The organism is Ramlibacter sp. GS1-15 (assembly GCF_057785015.1).
The window spans coordinates 87,836-108,303 of record NZ_JBYNTU010000001.1; the positions used below are offsets into that span (position 1 = coordinate 87,836).

General features: G+C 69.8%; 22 protein-coding genes. 10 read left to right on the forward strand and 12 right to left on the reverse strand.

Annotation, left to right across the window (positions count from 1 at the left end; all coding sequences use genetic code 11):
• The first annotated feature begins 27 nt into the window (after positions 1-27).
• A complete protein-coding gene (gene pstS, locus AC3EF3_RS00465) occupies positions 28-1,077 on the forward strand; it encodes a phosphate ABC transporter substrate-binding protein PstS (RefSeq protein ID WP_488530197.1) in 1,050 nt (349 codons plus the stop codon).
• On the opposite strand, the gene AC3EF3_RS00470 is transcribed toward pstS, so the two are convergent.
• Both AC3EF3_RS00470 and AC3EF3_RS00475 read right to left on the reverse strand, forming a co-directional pair.
• Positions 1,074-2,828, reverse strand: coding sequence for an acyclic terpene utilization AtuA family protein (locus AC3EF3_RS00470; protein ID WP_488530198.1), 1,755 nt, complete (start codon positions 2,826-2,828; stop codon positions 1,074-1,076). The two genes, pstS and AC3EF3_RS00470, sit on opposite strands and share 4 nt — an antisense overlap.
• Positions 2,825-3,601, reverse strand: a complete 777-nt coding sequence (locus tag AC3EF3_RS00475; RefSeq protein ID WP_488530199.1) for an enoyl-CoA hydratase/isomerase family protein — start codon at positions 3,599-3,601, stop codon at positions 2,825-2,827. The genes AC3EF3_RS00470 and AC3EF3_RS00475 overlap by 4 nt, the downstream gene beginning before the upstream one ends.
• Positions 3,602-3,672: 71 nt before the next feature.
• On the opposite strand from AC3EF3_RS00475, the gene AC3EF3_RS00480 reads away from it, so the two are divergent.
• From AC3EF3_RS00480 to AC3EF3_RS00500, 5 genes are read left to right on the forward strand one after another with little or no spacing between them, the layout of a single operon-like run.
• Positions 3,673-4,785, forward strand: coding sequence for an MlaE family ABC transporter permease (locus AC3EF3_RS00480; RefSeq protein WP_488530200.1), 1,113 nt, complete (start codon positions 3,673-3,675; stop codon positions 4,783-4,785).
• On the forward strand, positions 4,785-5,576 hold the full coding sequence (locus tag AC3EF3_RS00485; protein ID WP_488530201.1) for an ABC transporter ATP-binding protein: 792 nt from the start codon (positions 4,785-4,787) through the stop codon (positions 5,574-5,576). The genes AC3EF3_RS00480 and AC3EF3_RS00485 overlap by 1 nt, the downstream gene beginning before the upstream one ends.
• A gap of 22 nt (positions 5,577-5,598) precedes the next feature.
• Positions 5,599-6,534: an MlaD family protein gene (locus tag AC3EF3_RS00490; RefSeq protein ID WP_488530202.1), complete on the forward strand. Its 936-nt coding sequence runs from the start codon at positions 5,599-5,601 to the stop codon at positions 6,532-6,534.
• Positions 6,531-7,166 (forward strand): ABC-type transport auxiliary lipoprotein family protein, encoded by a 636-nt coding sequence (locus tag AC3EF3_RS00495; RefSeq protein WP_488530203.1) that lies wholly within the window; start codon positions 6,531-6,533, stop codon positions 7,164-7,166. Before AC3EF3_RS00490 ends, AC3EF3_RS00495 begins: the two co-directional genes overlap by 4 nt.
• 6 nt (positions 7,167-7,172) lie before the next feature.
• Positions 7,173-7,754 (forward strand): Crp/Fnr family transcriptional regulator, encoded by a 582-nt coding sequence (locus AC3EF3_RS00500; protein WP_488530204.1) that lies wholly within the window; start codon positions 7,173-7,175, stop codon positions 7,752-7,754.
• Here AC3EF3_RS00500 and AC3EF3_RS00505 read toward each other — a convergent pair.
• From AC3EF3_RS00505 to AC3EF3_RS00515, 3 genes are read right to left on the reverse strand one after another with little or no spacing between them, the layout of a single operon-like run.
• Positions 7,726-8,361, reverse strand: coding sequence for a MarC family protein (locus tag AC3EF3_RS00505; RefSeq protein ID WP_488530205.1), 636 nt, complete (start codon positions 8,359-8,361; stop codon positions 7,726-7,728). The genes AC3EF3_RS00500 and AC3EF3_RS00505 overlap by 29 nt on opposite strands.
• A gap of 4 nt (positions 8,362-8,365) precedes the next feature.
• Positions 8,366-8,860 carry a MaoC family dehydratase gene (locus AC3EF3_RS00510; protein ID WP_488530206.1) on the reverse strand — a complete coding sequence of 165 codons (495 nt, stop codon included), beginning with the start codon at positions 8,858-8,860 and terminating at the stop codon, positions 8,366-8,368.
• Between the two features lies 1 nt (position 8,861).
• The gene (locus AC3EF3_RS00515) at positions 8,862-9,608 is read right to left on the reverse strand and encodes an SDR family oxidoreductase (RefSeq protein ID WP_488530207.1); all 747 of its coding nucleotides are present in this window, start codon (positions 9,606-9,608) and stop codon (positions 8,862-8,864) included.
• Positions 9,609-9,676: 68 nt separating this feature from the next.
• Between AC3EF3_RS00515 and AC3EF3_RS00520 the strand changes: the two genes are divergently transcribed.
• On the forward strand, positions 9,677-10,360 hold the full coding sequence (locus AC3EF3_RS00520) for a dienelactone hydrolase family protein (protein WP_488530208.1): 684 nt from the start codon (positions 9,677-9,679) through the stop codon (positions 10,358-10,360).
• Between the two features lie 9 nt (positions 10,361-10,369).
• Here AC3EF3_RS00520 and AC3EF3_RS00525 read toward each other — a convergent pair whose 3' ends face one another.
• The 7 genes from AC3EF3_RS00525 to AC3EF3_RS00555 all read right to left on the reverse strand — a co-directional run bounded on the left by AC3EF3_RS00525 (position 10,370) and on the right by AC3EF3_RS00555 (position 17,832).
• Positions 10,370-11,737, reverse strand: coding sequence for an enolase C-terminal domain-like protein (locus AC3EF3_RS00525; RefSeq protein WP_488530209.1), 1,368 nt, complete (start codon positions 11,735-11,737; stop codon positions 10,370-10,372).
• Positions 11,734-12,576: a sugar phosphate isomerase/epimerase family protein gene (locus AC3EF3_RS00530; protein ID WP_488530210.1), complete on the reverse strand. Its 843-nt coding sequence runs from the start codon at positions 12,574-12,576 to the stop codon at positions 11,734-11,736. The genes AC3EF3_RS00525 and AC3EF3_RS00530 overlap by 4 nt, the downstream gene beginning before the upstream one ends.
• On the reverse strand, positions 12,573-14,108 hold the full coding sequence (locus tag AC3EF3_RS00535) for a tripartite tricarboxylate transporter permease (protein ID WP_488530211.1): 1,536 nt from the start codon (positions 14,106-14,108) through the stop codon (positions 12,573-12,575). The genes AC3EF3_RS00530 and AC3EF3_RS00535 overlap by 4 nt, the downstream gene beginning before the upstream one ends.
• Before the next feature lie 19 nt (positions 14,109-14,127).
• Positions 14,128-14,664 carry a tripartite tricarboxylate transporter TctB family protein gene (locus AC3EF3_RS00540; protein ID WP_488530212.1) on the reverse strand — a complete coding sequence of 179 codons (537 nt, stop codon included), beginning with the start codon at positions 14,662-14,664 and terminating at the stop codon, positions 14,128-14,130.
• Positions 14,664-15,671 carry a Bug family tripartite tricarboxylate transporter substrate binding protein gene (locus tag AC3EF3_RS00545; protein ID WP_488530213.1) on the reverse strand — a complete coding sequence of 336 codons (1,008 nt, stop codon included), beginning with the start codon at positions 15,669-15,671 and terminating at the stop codon, positions 14,664-14,666. Before AC3EF3_RS00545 ends, AC3EF3_RS00540 begins: the two co-directional genes overlap by 1 nt.
• Before the next feature lie 84 nt (positions 15,672-15,755).
• Positions 15,756-16,823: a dihydrodipicolinate synthase family protein gene (locus AC3EF3_RS00550; protein ID WP_488530214.1), complete on the reverse strand. Its 1,068-nt coding sequence runs from the start codon at positions 16,821-16,823 to the stop codon at positions 15,756-15,758.
• Complete coding sequence (locus AC3EF3_RS00555) at positions 16,810-17,832, reverse strand: NAD-dependent epimerase/dehydratase family protein (RefSeq protein ID WP_488530215.1); 1,023 nt, start codon at positions 17,830-17,832, stop codon at positions 16,810-16,812. The genes AC3EF3_RS00550 and AC3EF3_RS00555 overlap by 14 nt, the downstream gene beginning before the upstream one ends.
• 119 nt (positions 17,833-17,951) lie before the next feature.
• On the opposite strand from AC3EF3_RS00555, the gene AC3EF3_RS00560 reads away from it, so the two are divergent.
• Genes AC3EF3_RS00560 through AC3EF3_RS00570 form a run of 3 tightly spaced genes read left to right on the forward strand, consistent with a single transcriptional unit; the run spans position 17,952 to position 20,459 of the window.
• Positions 17,952-18,692 carry a GntR family transcriptional regulator gene (locus AC3EF3_RS00560; RefSeq protein WP_488530216.1) on the forward strand — a complete coding sequence of 247 codons (741 nt, stop codon included), beginning with the start codon at positions 17,952-17,954 and terminating at the stop codon, positions 18,690-18,692.
• Positions 18,693-18,700: 8 nt separating this feature from the next.
• Complete coding sequence (locus tag AC3EF3_RS00565) at positions 18,701-19,687, forward strand: tripartite tricarboxylate transporter substrate binding protein (RefSeq protein ID WP_488530217.1); 987 nt, start codon at positions 18,701-18,703, stop codon at positions 19,685-19,687.
• Complete coding sequence (locus AC3EF3_RS00570; protein ID WP_488530218.1) at positions 19,668-20,459, forward strand: amidohydrolase family protein; 792 nt, start codon at positions 19,668-19,670, stop codon at positions 20,457-20,459. The genes AC3EF3_RS00565 and AC3EF3_RS00570 overlap by 20 nt, the downstream gene beginning before the upstream one ends.
• Positions 20,460-20,468: the final 9 nt, after the last annotated feature.

A 20,468-nucleotide genomic window follows, 5' to 3' on the forward strand; every position in this document is an offset into this window, starting at 1 on the left:
GAATCTTTTTCGACGGAGTTTTCCCTCATGAAACCCTGGACCTCCTGGGCGGCGGTCGCCCTCGCCGCGCTCGCGTGCGGCCCGTTCGCGCAAGCACAGACGATCACCGGCGCGGGCTCGTCGGCCGCGGCGCCGATCTACCGCATCTGGGCGCGCGAATTCCAGAAGGCGACCGGCGCCGCGCTGGCCTACGACGCCGTGGGCTCCTCGGCGGGCCTCAAGAAGATCAAGGCCGGCGAGACCGGCTTCGGAGCTTCCGACGTCGCGCCCTCGGAGTCCGAACTGGCGGCCGACGGGCTCGTGCTGTTCCCGGTGGCGATCACCGGCATCGCGCCGGTGGTGAACCTGCCGCGCATCGCCGACGGCCAGTTGCGCCTGAGCGGCGAGGTGCTCGCGCGCATCTTCATGGGCGAGATCGACAAGTGGTCGGCGCCGGAGATCCGCCAGCTCAACCCCGGCGTCGCGCTGCCGGATGTGCCGATCAAGGTGGTCGCGCGCGCCGACGGCTCGGGCACCACCTACAACTTCGCCGACTACCTGGCCAAGGTGCACGCGCCGTGGAAGGAGAAGATGGGCGTGAAGACGCTGCTCGCCTGGGGCGCGGGGGTGACCGCGGTGAAGGGCAGCGAGGGCGTGGTCAAGGCGGTGAAGGAAACGGCCGGCGCGATCGGCTACGTGGACTACGGCTATGTCGTGGACAACAAGCTCGCGGCCGTCGCCCTGCGCAACGCGGAGGGCGAGTTCGTGCGGCCTGCGGTGCCGGGCTTCCAGGCGGCGCTCGCCAACAGCGACTGGTCGGCCAGGGGCGTGTTCACCGGCACGCTCACGGCGCAGCGTGGCAAGGCGAGCTGGCCGATCACGATGGGCACCTTCGTGCTCGTGCCGCGCGTGAGCGACAAGCCCGAGCAGACACAGGCGGCGCTGAAGTTCTTCGTCTGGTCCTTCAACCACGGCGACGCGCTGGTGCAGGAGGCGAGTTTCGTGCGCCTGCCCGATCGCGTCCAGGCCAGTGCCTTCAAGGCGATCACCTCGGTGAAGGACAAGGCCGGCAAGCCGCTCGGGATGGCGCTCTTCTAGAACCAGGCGGCCGGCACGCGCACCGGCATGGTCAACAGGATCTGCGCCATGCCCTTGCCCAGCGGGTCGTTGCGCAGCGAGGCCATGCCGCCGCCGTCCAGCGCCTGCGTGCAGACGAAGTTCAGCGCGTGGATGCCGGGCAGGTCGTAGCGTGTCACGCTGCCCTTCACGAGATGCGCGAGCCAGTCGCGCACGCGCCCTTCCGTCAGTTGCGCGCGCAACTGCGGCAGCCACTCGGGCCGGCGCGCGATCACCCCGATGTTGGAGATGTCGCCCTTGTCGCCGCTGCGGGCCCAGGCCACGCGCACCAGCGGGACCTCGATCGTGTCTTGCGGCTCATCCGCGCTGGCGGGAGCTGCGGCACCCGAAGGCGCCGGCACCGCCGGCTGTCCGGTTGCCACTTGCACCTCGATCGCCTTTTCGTCGATCACCACCCGCGGCTGCATGCGCGCCTTGTCGACGAGGAACGCGTACTGCTTGATCGCCGGGGCGGGCTTGGGCCGGCCGTCGGCGCCGGTCGTGCCAGGCGACCAGGACGTACCTGCGGGCGCGATCTCTCGCGCGAAGATCTCCAGCGCCGCCTTCTGGGGATGCATCACGGCGATGCGAAGCACCGCCTCGCGCACGGCGGCATGGCGCGCGTGCGGGCCGAAGTTGCCCAGTTCCGGGCCGATCGCCTCGATGTGGGTGCGCGTGTAGTCCGCCAGGCCCTGCTGCGCGAACAGCTCGCGCGTGCGCTCGAGGACCGCTTCGCCGGTGCGCCTCGCCTTGCGCGCCGCGTCGATGCCGACGATGGTGAGCTGGCCGCTGCAGCGAAAGCCGTCCATGTAGGTCGCACTCACCTTGTACTGGGGCCCGGGCGCCAGGCCGCGCGCGCCTTGCACGCGCACGCGATGGCTGCCCAGGTCGGTCATCGTGACTGCGCTGAAGTCGCAGGTCACGTCGGGCAACAGGTAGCGGCGCGGATCGCCGATCTCGTAGAGCATCTGCTCGGCCACGGTGGCGAAGCTCACGAGCCCGCCGGTGCCCTCGGGCTTGGTCACGACGAAGCTGCCGTCCTCGCTGCATTCGACCACCGGGTAGCCGATGTGCGCCCAGTCCGGCACGTCTTCCCAGTCGGTGTGCAGGCCGCCCGTGGCCTGGCAGCCGCATTCGATGATGTGGCCCGCGAGGCTGCCTTGCGCGAGGCGGTCCCAGTCGTCCTCGCGCCAGCCGAACTCGTGCATCAGCGCGCCCAGCGTCACCGCACTGTCCACGCAGCGCCCGGTGACGACGACCTGCACGCCGGCATCCAGCGCCTGCCTGATCGGCAATGCGCCGAGGTAAGCGTTGGCCGTGAGCAGCTTCGCCGGAAGGTCGGGCATCTTCGAGCGCAGCGACTCGAGCTGCGGCATCGCGTCGTCGCCTTCGACCACCGCGATCCGCACCTCGAGCCCCTGCTCGCGGGCCAGCGCGCGGATCGCGTCGGCGCAGGCGCGCGGGTTCGTGCCGCCGGCGTTGCTGATCACCCGGATGCCTCGGGCGACGACGCCCTTCAGGATCGCCTTCAGGGTCACCGTGACGAAATCGGTCGCGTAGCCGAGGGACGGGTCCTTGCCCTTGGCAGCGGCGAGGATCGACATCGTCAATTCAGCGAGGTAGTCGAACACGAGATAGTCGACCCGGCCGCGCGCGACCAGCTGCGGCGCGCCCACGCTGCTGTCGCCCCAGAACCCCGAGGCACCCCCGATGCGGATCGTCCTGGCCGTCATCGGCCGCTCCACTTCGGCGGTCGCTTCTGCTGGAAGGCCTGCTGGCCTTCCTTCGCGTCGTCCGTCAGCGCGAAGAGCGCGATCTGGCTCTCGGTGAAGGACATGGATTCCTCGAACGACATCGCCTCGATGCGCTTCATGGTGTACAGGCCGCGCCGGATCGCGGCGGGCGACTTGTCGACGATGCGCGCGAGCAGCCAGTCCATGCGCGCATCCACGTCGTCGTCCACGTAGTTCACCAGCCCCCACTCGAGCGCCTGGTGCGAGGTGACCGGCTCGCCCGTGATGCACAGCTCCGCCAGGCGTCGCGGGGGAATGAGGTGCTGCAGCACCGACAGCACCTGCGCCGGGAACACGCCGACCTTGACCTCCGGCAGCCCGAACACCGCGTGCGTCGCCGCGACGGCCAGGTCGCACATGGCCAGCAGCCCCATGCCACCCGCCATGCAGGCGCCGTTCACGCGCGCGATCAGCGGCAGGTTGCAGGCCCGGGTCGCGCGCAACAGCTGCGCCAGGTGCCCGTAGGGCTCGGAGTGATCGAGCGTGAAGGCCTTGGCCGATTGCAGGTCGGCGCCCGCGCAGAACGCCTTCGGGCCGGCGCCCGTGACCACGATCGCGCGCAGCGAGCGGTCGGAGCCGGCCGCCTCGATGGCCCGCGTCATCGCGGCAAGCACGGCGTGGCTGAGGGCGTTGCGCCGTTCCTCGCGCTGGATGGTGAGCCACAACACGCCGGTGCGCACCTGCACGCCGAGTTCCTGGGTTCCGGGGTCCATGCTCACGGCCGTCGCTCCTTCATTGCTGGGCAGCGACCCTTTATACCGCTACAGCAGTTAGGATGCGCGCCATGCCCGACGCCATCCCCCGCATCGAGCCGCAGGCCGCTCCGGATGGAGCGCGCATGCGCGTGCTGGGGCAGTGGACGGCGGTGCAGCTCGCGCGGCGGCGGCTGTTGCACGAGTTGCAGGCGGCACTCGGTGCCGCGCCGCACCGCGCCTGGGACCTCACCGGCGCGCAGCTCGACCATGTGGGCGCGCAGGTGCTGTGGGACCACTGGGGCCAGCGCTGGCCCGAGCAGCTCGAGGCCTCGCCGGCGCAGCGCGCCGTGCTCGACCGGGTCGCGAAGTTCACCGTGCAGCCGCTGCCGCGCCGGCGGGCCACTCCGAGGGATTACTGGCTGGCGTTCGGCGCGAGAGTGCTGCGTGCGGGCGACCACCTCAAGGGCTTCGTCCGGCTCGTGGGCATGGTCGCGCTCAACCTCGGCCAGCTCGTCCGCGCGCCCCACCGGGGGCCCTGGCGCGACTTCTCGGGCCACCTGTACCGCATCGGCGCCACCGCGCTGCCCATCACGGCACTGGTGGGCTCGCTCATCGGCATCGTGCTCGCCTACCTCACGGCGGTGCAGCTGCGCCAGTTCGGCGCGAACTCGTACATCGTCAACATCATGGGCATCGGCCTGATCCGCGAGCTGGGGCCGATGCTGGCGGCCATCCTGATCGCCGGCCGTTCGGGCTCGTCGATCACGGCGCAGATCGGCGCGATGCGCGTCACCGACGAGCTGGATGCGATGAGCGTGATGGGCATCTCGCACAGCTACCGCCTGGTCATGCCGCGCGCGCTGGCGCTGGCGATCGCGATGCCGCTGATCAGCGTGTGGACGACGCTGTGCGGGCTGGCCGGCGGCATGGTCGCGGCCGACGTGTCGCTCGGGATCACGCCCCGCTTCTTCCTCAACGCACTGCCGCAGGCCGTCGAGATCGGCAACCTGGTGCTCGCGGTGTCCAAGTCGGTGGTGTTCGGCATCCTGATCGCGATCGTCGGCTGCCATTTCGGCCTGCGGGTGAAGCCCAACACCCAAAGCCTGGGCGAAGGCACCACGGCCTCCGTGGTGACGGCGATCACCGTGGTGATCCTGGTCGACGCGCTGTTCGCGGTCCTGTTCAAGGACGTGGGGTTCTGATGGCGACGCCCGAACCGATCATCGAGATCCGCGGCCTCACCAGCGCGTTCGACACGCCCGAGCGCCGCTTCGTCGTGCACGAGAACCTGGACCTGACGGTCCATCGCGGCGAGGTGCTGGCCATCGTGGGCGGCTCGGGCTCGGGCAAGACGGTGCTGCTGCGCCAGATCCTGGGGCTGGAGACGCCGGCCAGCGGCGAGATCCTGATCAAGGGCCGGCCCATGGAGCAGATCGGCCCGCGCGCGGCGAGCCGCATCGGCATGCTGTTCCAGCACGGCGCGCTGTTCTCGGCCTTCACGGTGCTGGAGAACATCGCCTTTCCGCTGCGGGAGCTGAAGTCGCTGCCGCCCGCCCTGGTGCGCGAGGCCGCGATGGTCAAGCTGCAGATGGTGGGCCTGAAACCCGAGGACGCCGACAAGATGCCGGCCGACCTCTCCGGCGGCATGATCAAGCGGGCGGCACTGGCGCGTGCGCTGGTGATGGACCCGCCGCTGCTGCTGCTGGACGAGCCGACGGCGGGGCTGGACCCCGAGAGCTCGGACGGCTTCGTCACCTTGTTGCGCACCTTGCATCGGGACATGGCGCTCACGGTGGTGATGGTGACGCACGATCTCGACACGCTGTTCGAGCTGTCGAGCCGCATCGCGGTGCTGGCGGACAAGCGCGTGATCATCGCGGCCCCGCCCAAGGAGGTGATCGCGTTCCAGCACCCGTTCATCCACGATTTCTTCCTGGGCGAGCGCGGCCAGCGGGCGATGGAGCTGCTGCGGGAGTACCCGTTCGCCGTGTGAAGCGTGTAAAAAGGAAACCCTCATGGAAAACAAGGCGCATGCGATGGCGGCCGGCCTCTTCGTGGTGGTGGCCGCGGCGTTGCTGGTGCTGCTCGCGGCCTGGCTCACGCGGGACACGGGCGTGCGCGACCCCTACGAGATCTCCACGCGCGAATCGGTATCGGGCCTGCAGGCGCAGGCGGCCGTGCGCTACCGCGGCGTCGATGTCGGCAAGGTCGCTTTCCTCGGCTTCGACCCGAAGGCGCAGGGCAACGTGCTGATCCGCCTGGAAGTGGATCGCGCCGCGCCCGTCACGAAGAACACCTTCGCGACGCTGAATTTCCAGGGCGTGACCGGCCTCGCCTACGTCGAACTCGACGACAACGGCCAGCCCGCGCCGCGGCTGGCACCCGAGGACGGGCATCCGCCGCGCATCCCGCTCAAGCCGGGGTTGATCCAGAAACTCACCGACCGCGCCGACGCGCTGATCGACCAGGCCGACCAGGCGATGACCCGCATCAACCAGCTGCTGGGCGAGCCGAACCAGAAGCGCGTGGCCACGACGCTCGACAACTTGAATCAGGCGGCGACGCGCACCGGCGAGCTCGCGCAAAGCCTGGACCGCACGCTCAAGCAGCGCGTCGATCCGGCGCTGGCCGAAGCGAAGACCACGCTGCAATCGGTGCGGAGCAGCTCCGACGAATTCGGCCGGACGGCGCAGCGCCTCAACGCGCCCGATGGGCCGGTGGACCGGCTCGCACAGGGCAGCCAGTCCTTCTCGCATGCGGCCGACTCGCTCGGCGCGGCGACGCTGCCGCGGATCAACCGCACCGCCGACGACGCCTCGCGCGCCGTCCGCGCCCTGAGCCGCACGATGAGCAGCATCAACGACAACCCGCAGTCCCTGATCTACGGCAACGGCCCGGTCGCGCCCGGGCCGGGCGAGCCCGGCTTCGTGCCGCCCGGAGGTGCGAAATGAAGGCGGCGACCCTGCGCGCATTCGCGTGGGTGCTGGCGCTGCTCGCCACGGCCTGCAGTTCGCTCGCCCCCGAAAGGCCCGTGCGCGCGACGCTGTACGACTTCGGCTCGGGGGACGTGAGTGCGACGGTGGCCGCTCCCGCGCAGCCACCGATCGTGCTGGAGGAGGTCGAGGCCGCCAGTGCCCTCGAGAGCACGGCGCTGCTGTATCGCCTCGCCTATGCCGACGCGCACCAGCTGCATCCCTACGCCCAGGCACGCTGGTCGGCACAGCCCGCGCGTCTGGTGCACCAGCGCCTGCGCGAGCAGCTCGGGCGCAATCGTGCGGTGCTCGACCCGGCGGAGAGCGCCTCCCTCGCGCGCGTGGCCGGCACGCTGCCGCGCGTGCTGCATGTCGAACTCGAGGAGCTGTCGCATGTGTTCGATTCGCCGACGCAAAGCTGGGGCGTGCTGCGCCTGCGCGCGACGCTGATGGAGAACACGCCGGCCGGCGAGCGCCTGGTCGCGCAACGCCTGCTCGTGCAACGGCAGCCCGCGCCGACGGCCGACGCCTCGGGCGGCGTGCGCGCCCTCACCGCCGCGACCGATGCCGCCGCGCAGGAACTCGCGGGCTGGCTCGCGGACCAGCGCTAGCCCACCATGCCCGACCAGCCGCTCGAGCAACAGCTGCAGTCGCGCGGGCTGCAGGTGGTCGGGTCCTGCACGGACCTCTCCCGCTGCGGCGACCTGCTGGCCGTGTCACCGCTGCTGCGCGATTTTTCCCCGGCTGAAGCCGACCTGCTGGGCGCGAACATGTTGCGCGTGCGCGCCCGGCCCGGCCAGCTCCTGATCGAGGAAGGCGAGGTCAGCGACTGGATGATGGTGCTGATCTCGGGTACGGTGGACGTGGGCAAGCGCAAGGTCGGCGCCGCCTCGGACGACGAGGACCGCACCGACACCACGCGGCTGGCGGTGATCAGGGAGGGCGCGGTGATCGGCGAGATGTCGATGCTCGATGGCGAGCCGCGCTACGCGAGCTGCCGGGCGCTGTCGGAGGTTGAGGCGGCCGTGCTCAGCCGCGCCGCCGTGAGCCGGGTGATCGTCTCGGAGCCGGCCGTCGCGGCCAAGCTGCTGGTCAAGCTGACGCAGCTGCTCGCACAACGCCTGCGCAACACGAGCAACCAGCTCGTGAAGGAGCTGCAGCAGCAGCGGACTAGTGCCCGAGGCCCGGGAACAGTTTGACCAGCCCCGAGGCCATGACTTCCACGGCCAGCGCAGCGAGGATGAGGCCCATGAGGCGCGTCATCACCTTGATGCCGGTGTTGCCCAGCACGCGCGCGATCGGGTCCGCCAGCGCGAAGCACAAGGCCGTCGCGAGGCCGATCACCACGCCGTAACCGACCAGCACCATCAGTTGCCAGAAGGTGTGGGCGCGCTCGGCGTAGATCACGACGGTGGACATGGTCGCCGGCCCGGTGAGCAGCGGGATCGTGAGCGGCACCACGGCGATGCTGGCGCCCATCGCCGCCTTCTGCGCGCCTTCCTCGAATTCGCGCGTCTGCGGCTTGGCTTCGGCCGGCTGCGCGTTGAGCATGTTCATCGAGCTGATGAGCAGCAGCATGCCACCGCCCACCTGAAAGCTCGCGAGCGAGATGCCGAAGAACTCGAGGATCTGCAGGCCCAGGAGGGCGCTCGCGGCGATCACGACGAAGGCGGTGAACGAGGCGATCACCACCGTGCGGCGGCGCTGGCTGGGTGCGAACCCCTGCGTGTAGTGGATGAAGAAAGGGACGATCGCCAGGGGGTTGACGACCGCCAGCAGCGTGACGAGCGGCTTGATGAAATCCACCGCGTCAGTCTTTCGACGCTGCCATGCGCGCGATCTCCTCGGGCGTGGCGGGGTGGCGCCGGCGGAACATGCCGTAGCCTTCCATCTGCATCACCTTCTCGCCGTTCTGGTTGTACATCTCCCACAGCGCGCGCACCAGGCCGGTGTCGGTGCGTTTGCGCAGCGGCCGTGACTCGGTGATGCTGTGCTTGAGGCTGAGCGTGTCGCCCGGGTACACGGGCTTGAGCCAGCGCAGGTTCTCCAGCCCCGGCGATCCCATGCTGGACGATTCGTTGAGGAAATTCTCCACCGTCAGTTTCATCGCGAGCGCGCAGGTGTGCCAGCCGCTCGCGCACAGGTTGCCGAAGATCGAGCGCCGCCCGGCCAGCTCGTCGACGTGGAAGGGTTGCGGGTCGAACTGCTCGGCGAACTCCTTGATCTCCTCGGCCGTCACCGTGACGCTGCCCAGCTCGCGCGTGCTGCCCGGCTGCAGGTCTTCCCAGTAGTAGCGGGTTGCCATCTCATCGTCCTCCGGAAACGTCGAGCAAAGACATCGTCACGTAGCTGGCTTCGGGCGAGAGCAGCCACACGATCGCTTCGGCGACTTCCTCGGCGCTGCCGCCGCGCTGCATGGGCACCAGATGCGCGAGCTGCTGCACGCGGTCGGGGATGCCGCCCGACGCGTGGATGTCGGTTTCGATCAGGCCCGGGCGCACCGCGTTGACGCGGATGCCCTCGGCGGCCACTTCCTTCGCGAGGCCCAGCGTGAAGGCGTCGACCGCGCCCTTGGCCGCCGCGTAATCGACGTACTGGCCGGGCGAGCCGAGGCGCGACGCCGCGCTCGACACATTGACGATCGCGCCGCCCGGACCGCCGTGCTTCGTGCTCATCCGCTTGATCGCCTCGCGCGCGCACAGGATGGTGCCGAGCACGTTGATGTCGAACATGCGCTTGAGGCGCGCGAGGCTCATCTCGTCGACGCGCGCGGTCATGTCGACCACGCCGGCGTTGTTGACCAGCGCCGTGAGCCGCCCGAGTTCGCGGTCGATGCGCTCGAACATGGCCAGGACCTGTTCCTCGTGCGCGACGTCGGCCTGGATCGCCAGTGCCCGACCGCCGTTCTGGCGAATGGACTGCACGACGGCGTCGGCCGCCGCGCCGTTGCTCGCGTAATTGACGGCCACCGCGTAGCCGCGGCGGGCCGCGAGTTGCGCCGTCGCCGCGCCGATGCCGCGGCTCGCGCCGGTGACCAGCAGGACTTGCTCCAAGGCTCACCTCCTGTTGACTTCGGCCTTTATTACACTGCAAAAGCTCACGGCAACAAGGAGTCGCTTTCATGGGCCCATTCACCGACCTGCGTTCCTCCGGCGGATTCACCTTTCCGGCGTATGTGGCACAGCCCGCCGGCAAGCCGAAGGGCGGCATCGTCGTGCTGCAGGAGATCTTCGGCGTGAACTCGCACATCCGCAGCGTCGCCGACGGCTATGCGAAGGAGGGTTACCTCGCGGTGGCGCCGTCCACCTTCCATCGCATCAGGCCCGGCGTCGAGCTCGGGTACGCCGAACAGGACGTGAAGGAGGGCGCCGCGCTCAAGGCCGCAGTCGAGGGCCTGCCCGCCCCGGGCGTGCTGCCGGATATCCAGGCGGCGATCGCGCATGCCGGGCAAGCGGGCAAGGTCGGCATCGTCGGCTACTGCTGGGGCGGGCTGCTCACGTGGCGCGCGGCCTGCCTGCTCGAGGGCCTGGCGGCCGCGGTGCCCTACTACGGCGGCGGCATGACGCAGCCCCAGGAGATCGCCCGCCGGCCGAAGTGCCCGGTGATGGTCCACTTCGGCGAGAAGGACCACATCATCCCGATGGATACCGTGGAAGCATTCCGCCGGGCGCACCCCGAGGTCGAAGTGCACGTGTACGCCGCGGGGCACGGCTTCAATTGCGACCAGCGCGGCTCGTACGACGCCGATGCGGCGAAGCTTGCGCGCGAACGTACGCTGGCGTTCTTCGCGAAGCACGTGGGCTGAGAAAAGCCCTCAGATCGGGCGCAGGCCTTGCGGGTTGGGCATCGCGGCGCTCGCGAAACCGGGGCACGCGAGTGAAGTCAGCGCGATGCGCCCCTCGCGGATCCGCAATCGCACGGCGCCGTGGCTGCGCTCGTAGACGTCCGGGTGGGCCGTGAGGAACGCCTGCTGCTCGCCGGGCGACTGCGCGGCCATGCCGTTGACGTAATAGTGCCCGTTGCGCTCGACATGCGTGATGCCGAGCAGGTTGACGAGCGCCAGGTCCTGCTGCACCGACAGGCCCGCTTGCGTCGTCAGGTCCTCGGCGGACATGAAGTAGCCGTCGCCCCAGGCCGCGCAGCGCGCCGCGTTGAGCACCGACTTGTAGAAGCCCTTGCAGGTCTTGGAAGACACGCCGCGGTAACCGCGGGCCTTGGCCTGCACGAAGGTGTCCAGCTCGCCGTCGCTCTCGTCGACGATGACCGGCTTGCCGAGGCCGGCCGCGCGCAGGTCGACGTCGAGCGCCACCTTGCGCGCGATCGGCTGCTCGATGAACAGGATGGCATCCCACAGGCGCTTCAGTGCCGGGCGCGTGCGGATCGCCGCGACGAGTTCGGCCACGCCTTGCGCATCGACGTACTGCTCGTTGCCGTCGAGCGAGACGAAGTAGCGATGGGGCAGTCGATCGAGCACCGACGCAATGGCTTCGAGGCGCGCCACGTCGGCCGGTAGGTTGCCACCCACCTTCAACTTGAAGTAGCGGTGACCCCAGGCGGCGATCGCTTCCTCCAGCGTTTCGGGCAGGCCGTCGTCCACGCGTTCCTTCAGGTCGGCGGCCGTGATCGCATCGACCATGCCGACCGTATGCCGCGCTTCGATGGAGTCCGCCGGCTGGAGCGATGCCAGGAAGGTGTCGATGTCGAAGCCCTGGAAGCCGATGCCCGGCAGGTTCGCACGCATGGCGTCGTAGAACGACACGCCCTGCAGGCGGCACAGCGCGTCGAGAACCCCGCGGTCGATCAGCGCCGGGCCGTAGCTCGCGAGCAGCGGGTTGTGGCCCTTCGCCGCGCCGGTCCGCAGTTGGGCGTCGTAATGCCGCGCGAAGTGGCCGAACGCGGTCGCCGCGCCGTCGTCCGACAGGTACGCTTCGCGCGCGATGCGCAGCACGTCCCGCAACTGGTCGAAGTTCTGCTCGTTGGTGAGTGCCAGGTTCTTGTCGAACCACTTGGGCGCCATCATCTCGGCAGCGGCACCCCATCCGGACCGGTCGTCTTCCGTCTCGATGCGCACGCGCACGAACGCCTGCGGACACTCGCGCAGCGTGACGACGCCGAAGCGGAAGGGCAGCCGCAAATTCACCGGCCGCTCGCACAGCTCGATCTCGCGGATGCGCAGTTTCATTCCAGGGCCTGGGCGACGCCCTGCAGGTAGCCGATCGCGCGCGCCGCGCAGCCCGGACCGTCGGGGACGTAATCGAACGGCTCGACGGCGACGATGCCCTTGTAATGGCCCTCGGCCTGCATGCGCGCGATCGTCTCGAGGATGGGCCCGAAGCGCATCTCGCCCTGGCCCGGCCCGCGCCGGTTGGGGTCGTTCACCTGCACGTGCGCGACGTGGCCCGAGCGCATCCAGCGTTCCATCAGCACCGGAACCGGCTCCCGCTCGACCTGCCCGGCGGCGCTGCAATCGATCATGGTCTTCAGGCCCGGCGAGTTCACCGCATCGACGATGCGCGCCGCCTCGGCCACCGTGTTGACCAGATCGGTCTCGCGCGTGGACAGCGGCTCCACGCAGTACACCACGCCGTGCGCCTGCGCGGCCTTCGCGACCTGCGCGAAGCACTCGGTGGCGCGTGCCAGCGCCTGCTCTTGCGTGGAGCCCGCCGGCACGGCGCGCTGCTTGGGCGAGCCGTGCACCAGGTAGTTGCCGCCCATCAGCGCGCAGAGCTCGACCAGCCGCTGCATCACGCCGACGGTGCGCTCGCGCAATGCACGATCTTCACTGACGATCGACAGCCCGGCGGGCGCGACCAGGAGCCAGTGCAGGCCGAAGATCTCCAGCCCCGCGCCTTCGGCGATGCGCCGGAACTCGCGCGCCCGGGCATCGCTGATCGCCATCGGATCATCCGCCAGCGTGAACGGCGCGACCTCGAGGCCGTCGTACCCGAGCTGCGCCGCGACAGTGCATTGCCGCTCGAACGGCAGCGGCTGCAGGACCTCGTTGCACAGCGCGAACTTCATGAGGAACGCACGAACACCGACCTGATCCCGGTCCCGATGGCGCCGCGCGCGCGCATGACTGCGCGCTTGAACGGCGGCACGTACAGCAGGATCGTGAAGATCGTCACCGCCGCGAAGACGAGCGCGATCGGGCGCGTGAAGAACGGGCCCAGGTTGCCGTCCGACAGCACGAGGCCGCGCCGCAGGCTCTTGTCCAGCAGCGGGCCGAGGACCAGGCCGAGCACCAGGGGCGCCATCTCGTAGCCGCGGCGGCGCAGGAAGAAGGCGACGACGCCGATCGCGAGCATCGCGTAGACGTCGAACATGCGCGAGGCGGTGGCGAAGGCCCCGACCACGCACAGCAGGTACACGATCGGCATGAGGATGTTGCGGCGCACCTTCAGCACGTGCAGCAGCGGGCGCACGCCGAACAGGCCGAACAGCAGGATGGTGATCGACGCCAGCGTGGTCATCGCGACCACGTGGTAGATGAACTGCGGATGCGTGATCGGCAGCATCGGGCCGGGCTGCACGCCGTGGATGATCATCGCGGCCATCAGCACGGCCGACGGCGCCGAGCCGGGGATGCCCAGCGCGAGCGACGGGATGATGTGGCCGGGGATCGACGACATGTCGCCGGTCTCGGCGGCCATCAGGCCGTCGATCGAGCCCTTGCCGAATTTCTCCGGCTCCTTGCTCACGGCCTTGGCTGCCGCGTACGACATCCACGCGCCGGCGTCCTCGCCGACGCCGGGCAGCAGGCCCGTGAGGACGCCGATGACGCCTGAGCGCAGCACGGTCCACTTGTACTGCATGATCTCGCGCCAGCGCGGCAGGACCGAATCCTTCAGATCCATGATCTTGCGCTCGACCGGGTCCGCCAGCGTGGTGAGCACTTCCGCCAGGCCGAAGGCGCCGACCAGCGCCGGGATCAGCGCGATGCCGCCCGCCAGTTCATCCCAGCCGAAGGTGAAGCGGTTGTACGCGTACAGGCTTTCCTGGCCGATCTGGGCGATGAACAGGCCGAGCAGCCCCATCAGCCAGCCCTTGAGCGGGTCGCCGCCGACGATCGAGCCCGACATGGTCACGCCGAAGAGGGCGAGCCAGAAGAACTCGAAGGCGCCGAACGACAGCGCGACTTCCGCCAGCAGCGGCGTGAAGAGCGCGAGGCACAGCACGCCGATCAAGGTGGAGACGAACGCGCCCGAGGTGGCGATGCCGATCGCGCGGCCGGCCTGGCCCTGCTTGGCGAGCGCGTAGCCGTCGGCGCACGAGGCGGCGTTGGCGGCGGTGCCCGGGATGTTCAGCAGGATCGCGGTGCGCGAGCCGCCGTAGAGCGCGCCGACGTACGAGCAGATCAGCACGAGGATCGCCTGGTTCGCCTCGAGCTTGATCGTCAGCGTCGTGAGCAGCGCGATCGCGAGCGTGGCCGACAGGCCCGGCAGGATGCCCATCACGATCCCGACGAAGGCGCCGCCCAGCCCGTAGAGCAGCGTCATCGGGTTCATGAAACTGAGATAGGCGTTGCCTAGGTCTTGGAGTCCCTGGAGCATGGGAGAGCGAAAGAGAACGTTAGGGCAGGCGCACCAGGAACAGGTCCTGGAAGACCACCTGGGTGATCACGGCGGCGAGCACGCCGATCACGACGGCCTTGAGCCACAGCCTGGGCGTGAGGCGACGCTCCTCGGGGTCACGGTTCATGCGCTGCAGGATCAGGATGGAGCCGGTCACGAAGAGCGCCGAGGCCAGCCAGAACGGCAGGCCGTGGCCGATCAGCACCACGGAATAGACGGAGCACAGGGCGATGACGATCCACACGCGCTTGCGCATTTCGCGCTGGTGTCCGGTGAACGGCGCGCGCGGCTGGGCCAGCGCGCCGCGCTGCCAGCTGCGCACCGCGAGCACCCCGCCCAGCAACATCATCGCGAGGCCGAGCAGGCCGGGCAGCAGGCCCGGCACCGTGTACGGGTTGATGTTCTGCGATTCGAGCCGGTCCATGGTCACGGACCCGACCAGCACGGCCACGCCCAGCGCGACCCACCCCAGCCCCTGCCACAGGTCGGAACGTGGGGTGATGTCTTCGCCGTCGTCTTGCTCGTGGACTTGCATCAGGGCTTGGGAATGCCGACCGTGTCGGGCGACACCTTGGTCTTGCCGGCGGCGTGCAGGTTCCAGGCGTTGGCCTGCACCGCAGGGAACACGGCCTTCTGCGCGGCGTCGCCGGACAGCGGGTTGAACAGGGCACCGCGGCTGGCAGCGTACTTCTTGAGCGCGTCGCTCTTGCTGATGGTGTCGGCCCAGATCTTCTCGACCGTCTTCACGACCTCGTCGGGCACGCCCTTGGGAATGAAGATGCCGAAGTAGTTGGCCGGTGCGGTGAAGCCGGGGATCGTGTCCGACAGCGGCGGGATCTTGCCGTAGCCCTCGAGCTCGACCGCCTTGTCGCTCACCGTGGCGAGCGGGCGCAGGCGCTTGCCGCGGATCATGTCGGCCTGCTCGACGGCGAGCTGCGTCGTCGCATCGGCTTCGCCGGCGACGGTGGCGACCACCGCCGGGTTGCCGCCGTCGTAGGAGACTTCCTTGTACTTCACGCCGGTGGCCTTCACGATGAAGTCCATCGCGTTGTGGCCGGCGGAGGTGACGCCCGCGGTCGCGACGCTGATCTGGCCGGGCCTGGCCTTCATGTCGTCGATGAACTGCTTGGCGTCCTTCCACGGCCGCTGCGGGTTCACGCCGATCACCTGGATGTTGGCCACCGACAGGAACAGGTGCCAGTCCTTGATGTTCGTGTTCACCGAGCCGAGCGCCTGGTAGGCGCCTAGGTCCTGCGCGGCGCCGGCGGTCCAGGTGTAGCCGTCCTTGGGCGCATCGAGCGCGCTCTTCGTGCCGATCGCGCCGGAGGCGCCCGGCTGGTTCACGATCACGATGGTCTGGCCCAGCTGCTTCTCCATCTCGGCCGCCGCCACGCGCGTTACCTGATCGGTCGAGCCGCCCGCGGCCCACGGCACGATCAGGTTGATCGGCCGCGTCGGCTTCCATTGCGCCATGGCGGGCGTCGCGACCGCGAAAGCGGCGATCGCCGCGCCGACGGCCTGGATGAAGTGGCGTTTCTGCATGTTCTTGTCTCCGGGGTTAATTCACTAACTGGTTAATTGGGGCACTTTACCGTCGCCGGCGCGGGGCTGTCAACGCGGGCCACCCTAGGCCAGCCAGCGTTCGAGGTTGGCCTGGACGAACTCGTCGTCCACCAGGTGCGGATAGTCGCGTTGCACGCGACTGAGCTCGCCGGCCTGGCCGGGACTCAGGCCCTCTTTCGGGTCCAGGCACCAGATGCCTTGCAGGATGCCCTGGCGGCGCAGCACCTCGTGGCAGCCGGCGATGCAGCCGTGGAAATCGTGCGCGACGTCGAACACGGCGCTGTTGCAGTCGGTGACCTGCGCGTCGAGCGCGAGCAGCTCCGGCGTGGCTTCGCGCTTCTCCACGGCCTCGTGGATGCGGTCCAGCAACTGCACGGCGCGCCGGGTCCACACGCTCCAGTGACCGAGCAGGCCGCCCTTGATGCGCACGGTCACGGGCCGGCCGTCGCGCATCACGGTGAAGGGCGCCAGCAGGTCCAGCACGATGTGGTCGTCGTTGCCGGTGTAGAGCGTCACGCGCTCTTCCGCCTGCGCGGCGACGACGCCGCGGATCACGTCCAGCGTGCGATAGCGGTTGAAGGGCGCCATCTTGATCGCGACGACGTTCTCGATTTCGGCGAAGCGCCGCCAGAAGGAGCAGGGCAGCTCGATGCCGCCGACCGCGCGCTGCAGGTAGAAGCCCACCACCGGCATCACCTCGGCAACCGCGCGGCAATGCGCGACCAGTTCGTCCTCGTTCGCGCCTTGCATCGCGACCAGGCTCAACAGGCCCGCGTGATAGCCGAGCTGCCGCGCCGTGCGCGCCTCGCGCACGGCCTGTGGCGTCCTGCCGGCCAGGCCCGCGATCATGAACAGAGGGCGTTTTCCGCCGATGGGCACCCAGTCGCGCGCTTCCTGCATCGCCAGTTCGAGCACCGGCTCGTACAGGCCGACGTCGCGGATCGCGAACTGCGTCGCGTGCACGCCGATCGCGATGCCGCCCGCGCCGGCATCCAGGTAGTAGCGCGTCATCGCACGCTGGCGCCGCGCGTCGAGCCGGCCGCGCGCATCGAGCGCGAGCAGGTGCGCGGGAATCACCGCGCCCCGGCGCAGCACCGCGAGGTTTTCCTGGGGGATCTCAGTACTTTCCATCGCGTGCCTCGTAATGGGTCGGCTTGCCCAGGCTCTTGCCGCCGCGCCGGACCCAGTCGGCGGTCCAGTCGAGCATCGTCTCGAGCGACACCTGCGGCGGCCCGAACAGGCGGTATGCCTCGCCCGAGTCGACCAGCCATGCGGTCGGGGCTTCGCTGCCCGTGAGGATCGGCTCCACGCCCAGCTTCCGGCCGAGAGCGAGCGCCACATCGCGGATGCGGATCTTCGGGCCGCTCAGGTTGAGCGCGGAGGTCGGCGTGGTGCAATGCGCGAGCGACCGCAGCGTCCAGTCGTTCGCCTCGCCCTGCCAGATCACGTTCGCATAGCCCATCGACAGGTCGATCGGCTCGCGATGAATGACCTTCTGCGCGACGTCGTGCAGCACGCCGTAGCGCATGTCGATCGCGTACGACAGGCGGATCAAGCGTCCCGGCGTCGAATACTGGTGCGAGAAGTGCTCGAACATGCGCTCGCGCGCGACGCAGGAGTTCGCATATTCCCCCGGCGGCGCGGTGGGCGGCACTTCCTCCTTCGCGCCATTGCTCGCCACGTCGACGAAGGGATACACGCAGGCCGTGGAGAACGCGACGATGCGCGAGCGCGCGAAGCGCTCGGCGACCAGCGCCGGCACATGCGCGTTCATGGCCCAGGTCAGCCACTCGCTGCCGGTCGAGCCGAACTTGCGCCCCGCCATGTAGACGACGTTCTCCACGCTCGGCAGCGCCGTGAGCGCCTCGCGCGACAGCAGGTCGGCCTGGACGCACTCGATGCCGTGACGCTGCAGCTGCCCGCGCAGGCCGGGTTCGGAAAACCGCGCCACGCCGATGACGCGCTTGGCCGGCGCGGCACGCCGGGCCATGCGCGCGAGCGTCGGCCCCATCTTGCCGCCCACGCCCAGCACCAGGATGTCGCCGGGCACGCCTTCGAGTGCGGCGACGAGTTCGCGCGACGGCGTGCTCATCGCATCCTCGAGCTGGGACACATCGTCGAATCGGCTCGGAAGGTTCATGGACTCACTTTAACCATCCGGTGAATTAGCGGGGATGCGGTCATTCCGTAAGAAATACGTGGCATTACGGATGCCGAGCCTGTCCGGCTCAACTAGAGTCCTCTAGAGGAGTTGTCCCCGTGCCTGCCCAGATCGTCCCCCTCGCCTCGCGCGAACCCGGCCAGAGCCGCTATGGCGCGCTGGCGGCCTCGCTGCGCGCCCGCGTCGTGTCCGGCGAATGGCCCCCGGGCAGCGCGATCCCGGCCGAGCAGACGCTCGCCGCCGAGCATGGCGTCGCGCTCGGCACCATGCGCCGCGCGCTCGAGCTGCTCGCGCACGAAGGCCTCGTCGAGCGCGTGCACGGCCGCGGCACCTTCGTGCGCGCGGGCCTCACCGGCGCGACCATGATGCGCTTCTTCCGTTTCGGCCACGCCGCCGGCGAGGTCCCCGTCTCCCGCATCCTCTCGCGCCAGCCGGTGAACCTGCCCGCGGAGGCGGCCCGCGCACTGGGCGTTGCCAGAGGCGAGCCCGCGCTGAAGCTGCGCCGGCTGCGCTCGCTCGGGGGCGAGCCGTGCCTGGTCGAGGACATCTGGCTGCCGCTGCCCGGGTTCGAGGCGCTCGCCGAAGCCGATCCGCGCGACTGGGGCGACCTGCTGTACCCGCTCTACGCCGAGCGCTGCGGCGTCCATGTGCATCGCGCGGTCGACGACATCGGCTTCGACGCGCTCGGCGCGGCCGAAGCGCGCGCGCTCGGCCTGCCCGCCGGCCATCCCTGCGCGCGGGTCGTGCGCCATGCTTTCGACGTCGCCGGCCGCTGCATCGAGTACCGCGTCTCGCGCGGCGACGCGCACGCCTTCCACTACACCGTTTCGATCACCTGAGGGTCCACATGCCCCACGCCTTCACCCGTCGCGCGCTGCTGCAGGCCGCCGCCGCTGCCACCGCGACCTGCGGTCCGGCCTTCGAGGCCGCGGCCAGCGTCCTCGGCGGCAAGCCGGTCCGCCTGGTCGTGAGCTATCCGCCCGGCGGCGGCGCGGACCTGATGGCGCGGCTGGTCGCGCCGCATTTCTCCGAGGCCCTGGGGCAGACCGTCGTCGTCGAGAACAAGCCGGGCGCGAGCGGCACGCTCGCTGCCGCGGAGGTTGCGCGCGCCGCGCCGGACGGCGGCACGCTGCTGGTCGATGCATCGTCGTTCGCGGTGAACCCGTCGCTGTTCCCCAGGCTGCCCTACGACACCGGCAAGGCGTTCACGCCGCTGGCCATCCTGGCGCAGTACCCGAACGTGCTGGTGTGCACGCCACGCTTCGAGGCCAGGTCGGTGGCCGATGTGATCCGCCTGGCACGCGCCAGGCCGCGCTCGGTCGCTTATGCGAGCTCGGGCAATGGCTCGGCGCAGCATCTGGCCGGCGCGCTGTTCGAGGAGCTCGCGAAAGTCGAGCTCGTGCATGTGCCCTATCGCGGCGGCGGTCCCGCGCTGAACGACGTGATGGGCGGCCAGGTGCCGCTGTTCTTCGCCAACGTGGCGTCCTCGCTCGGGCACATCCAGTCGGGGCGCCTGCGCCCGCTCGCGGTCACCGCGAAATTGCGCTGCCGCGCATTGCCCGACGTGCCGACCATGGCCGAGGCCGGCGTGAAGGGCCACGAGGTGCTCGAGTGGAACCCGGTGCTCGGGCCCGCCGGCCTGGCCGCCAACGTGCGGACGCAAATCGCGGCCGGGCTGCGCCAGGCCATGGGCGATCCCGAGGTGCTCGGCCGGGTGCGCTCGCTCGGCGGCGAGGTCTTCGCGGGCAACGAGAACGACGCGGCGAAGTTCCTGCGCGAACAGCAGGCCTTGTGGGGTCGCGTGGTGCGGGAACATGGCATCGTCGTCGGCTGACCGGTCCGTCGGCTGGGACACCCATGTGCACGTGTTCGACGCTGCGGCGCCCGTGCGCGGCGGCCATTACGTCCCGGCGACACGCTCGCTCGCGCAGGTGCAGGCGGTCGCCGCGCCGCATGGCGTCGGCCGCCTGGTGCTCGTGCAGCCGAGCGTCTACGGCACGGACAACGGCCTGTTGCTGCGTGCCTTGCACAGTGAACCGGGGCGGCACCGCGGCGTCGTCGTGCTCGATGCGGCGATCGGCGATGACGAGCTCGATGCGATGCACGCGCTCGGCGTACGAGGCGCGCGCTTCAACCTCGTCTCGCCGGTGGGCAACGGCATCGCCGCGCTCGCGTCCCTTGCGCCGCGCCTGGCCGCTCGCGGCTGGCATGCGCAGTGGTACGTGCCATCGCGCGAGTTGCCGCGCCTGGTCGCCCAGCAGCGTGTCACGGGCCTCACGTTCGTGCTCGACCATCTCGCGGGGCTCACGCTGCAGAGCACGCGCGAGGAGTGGCAAGCCGCGTCCGAACTCGCGCGCAGCGGCGCCTGGATCAAGCTCTCGGGCTGGTACCGGCTCGAAGCGCGCGAGCCCTATGCCGAACTCGTGCCGCTGCTGCGGCGCGCGGCCGAAGCATTCGGCGAGCGCATGGTGTGGGGCTCCGACTGGCCGCACACTTCGCTCGCGCAGCAGCCCTCGTACGCAAGCCTGCTGGACCCGGTGTGTGCCGCTTTCGGCGACGCCTTCACCGAATCCGTGCTGCGCGATTTCCCCGCGCGGCTTTACTGAACAACTCCA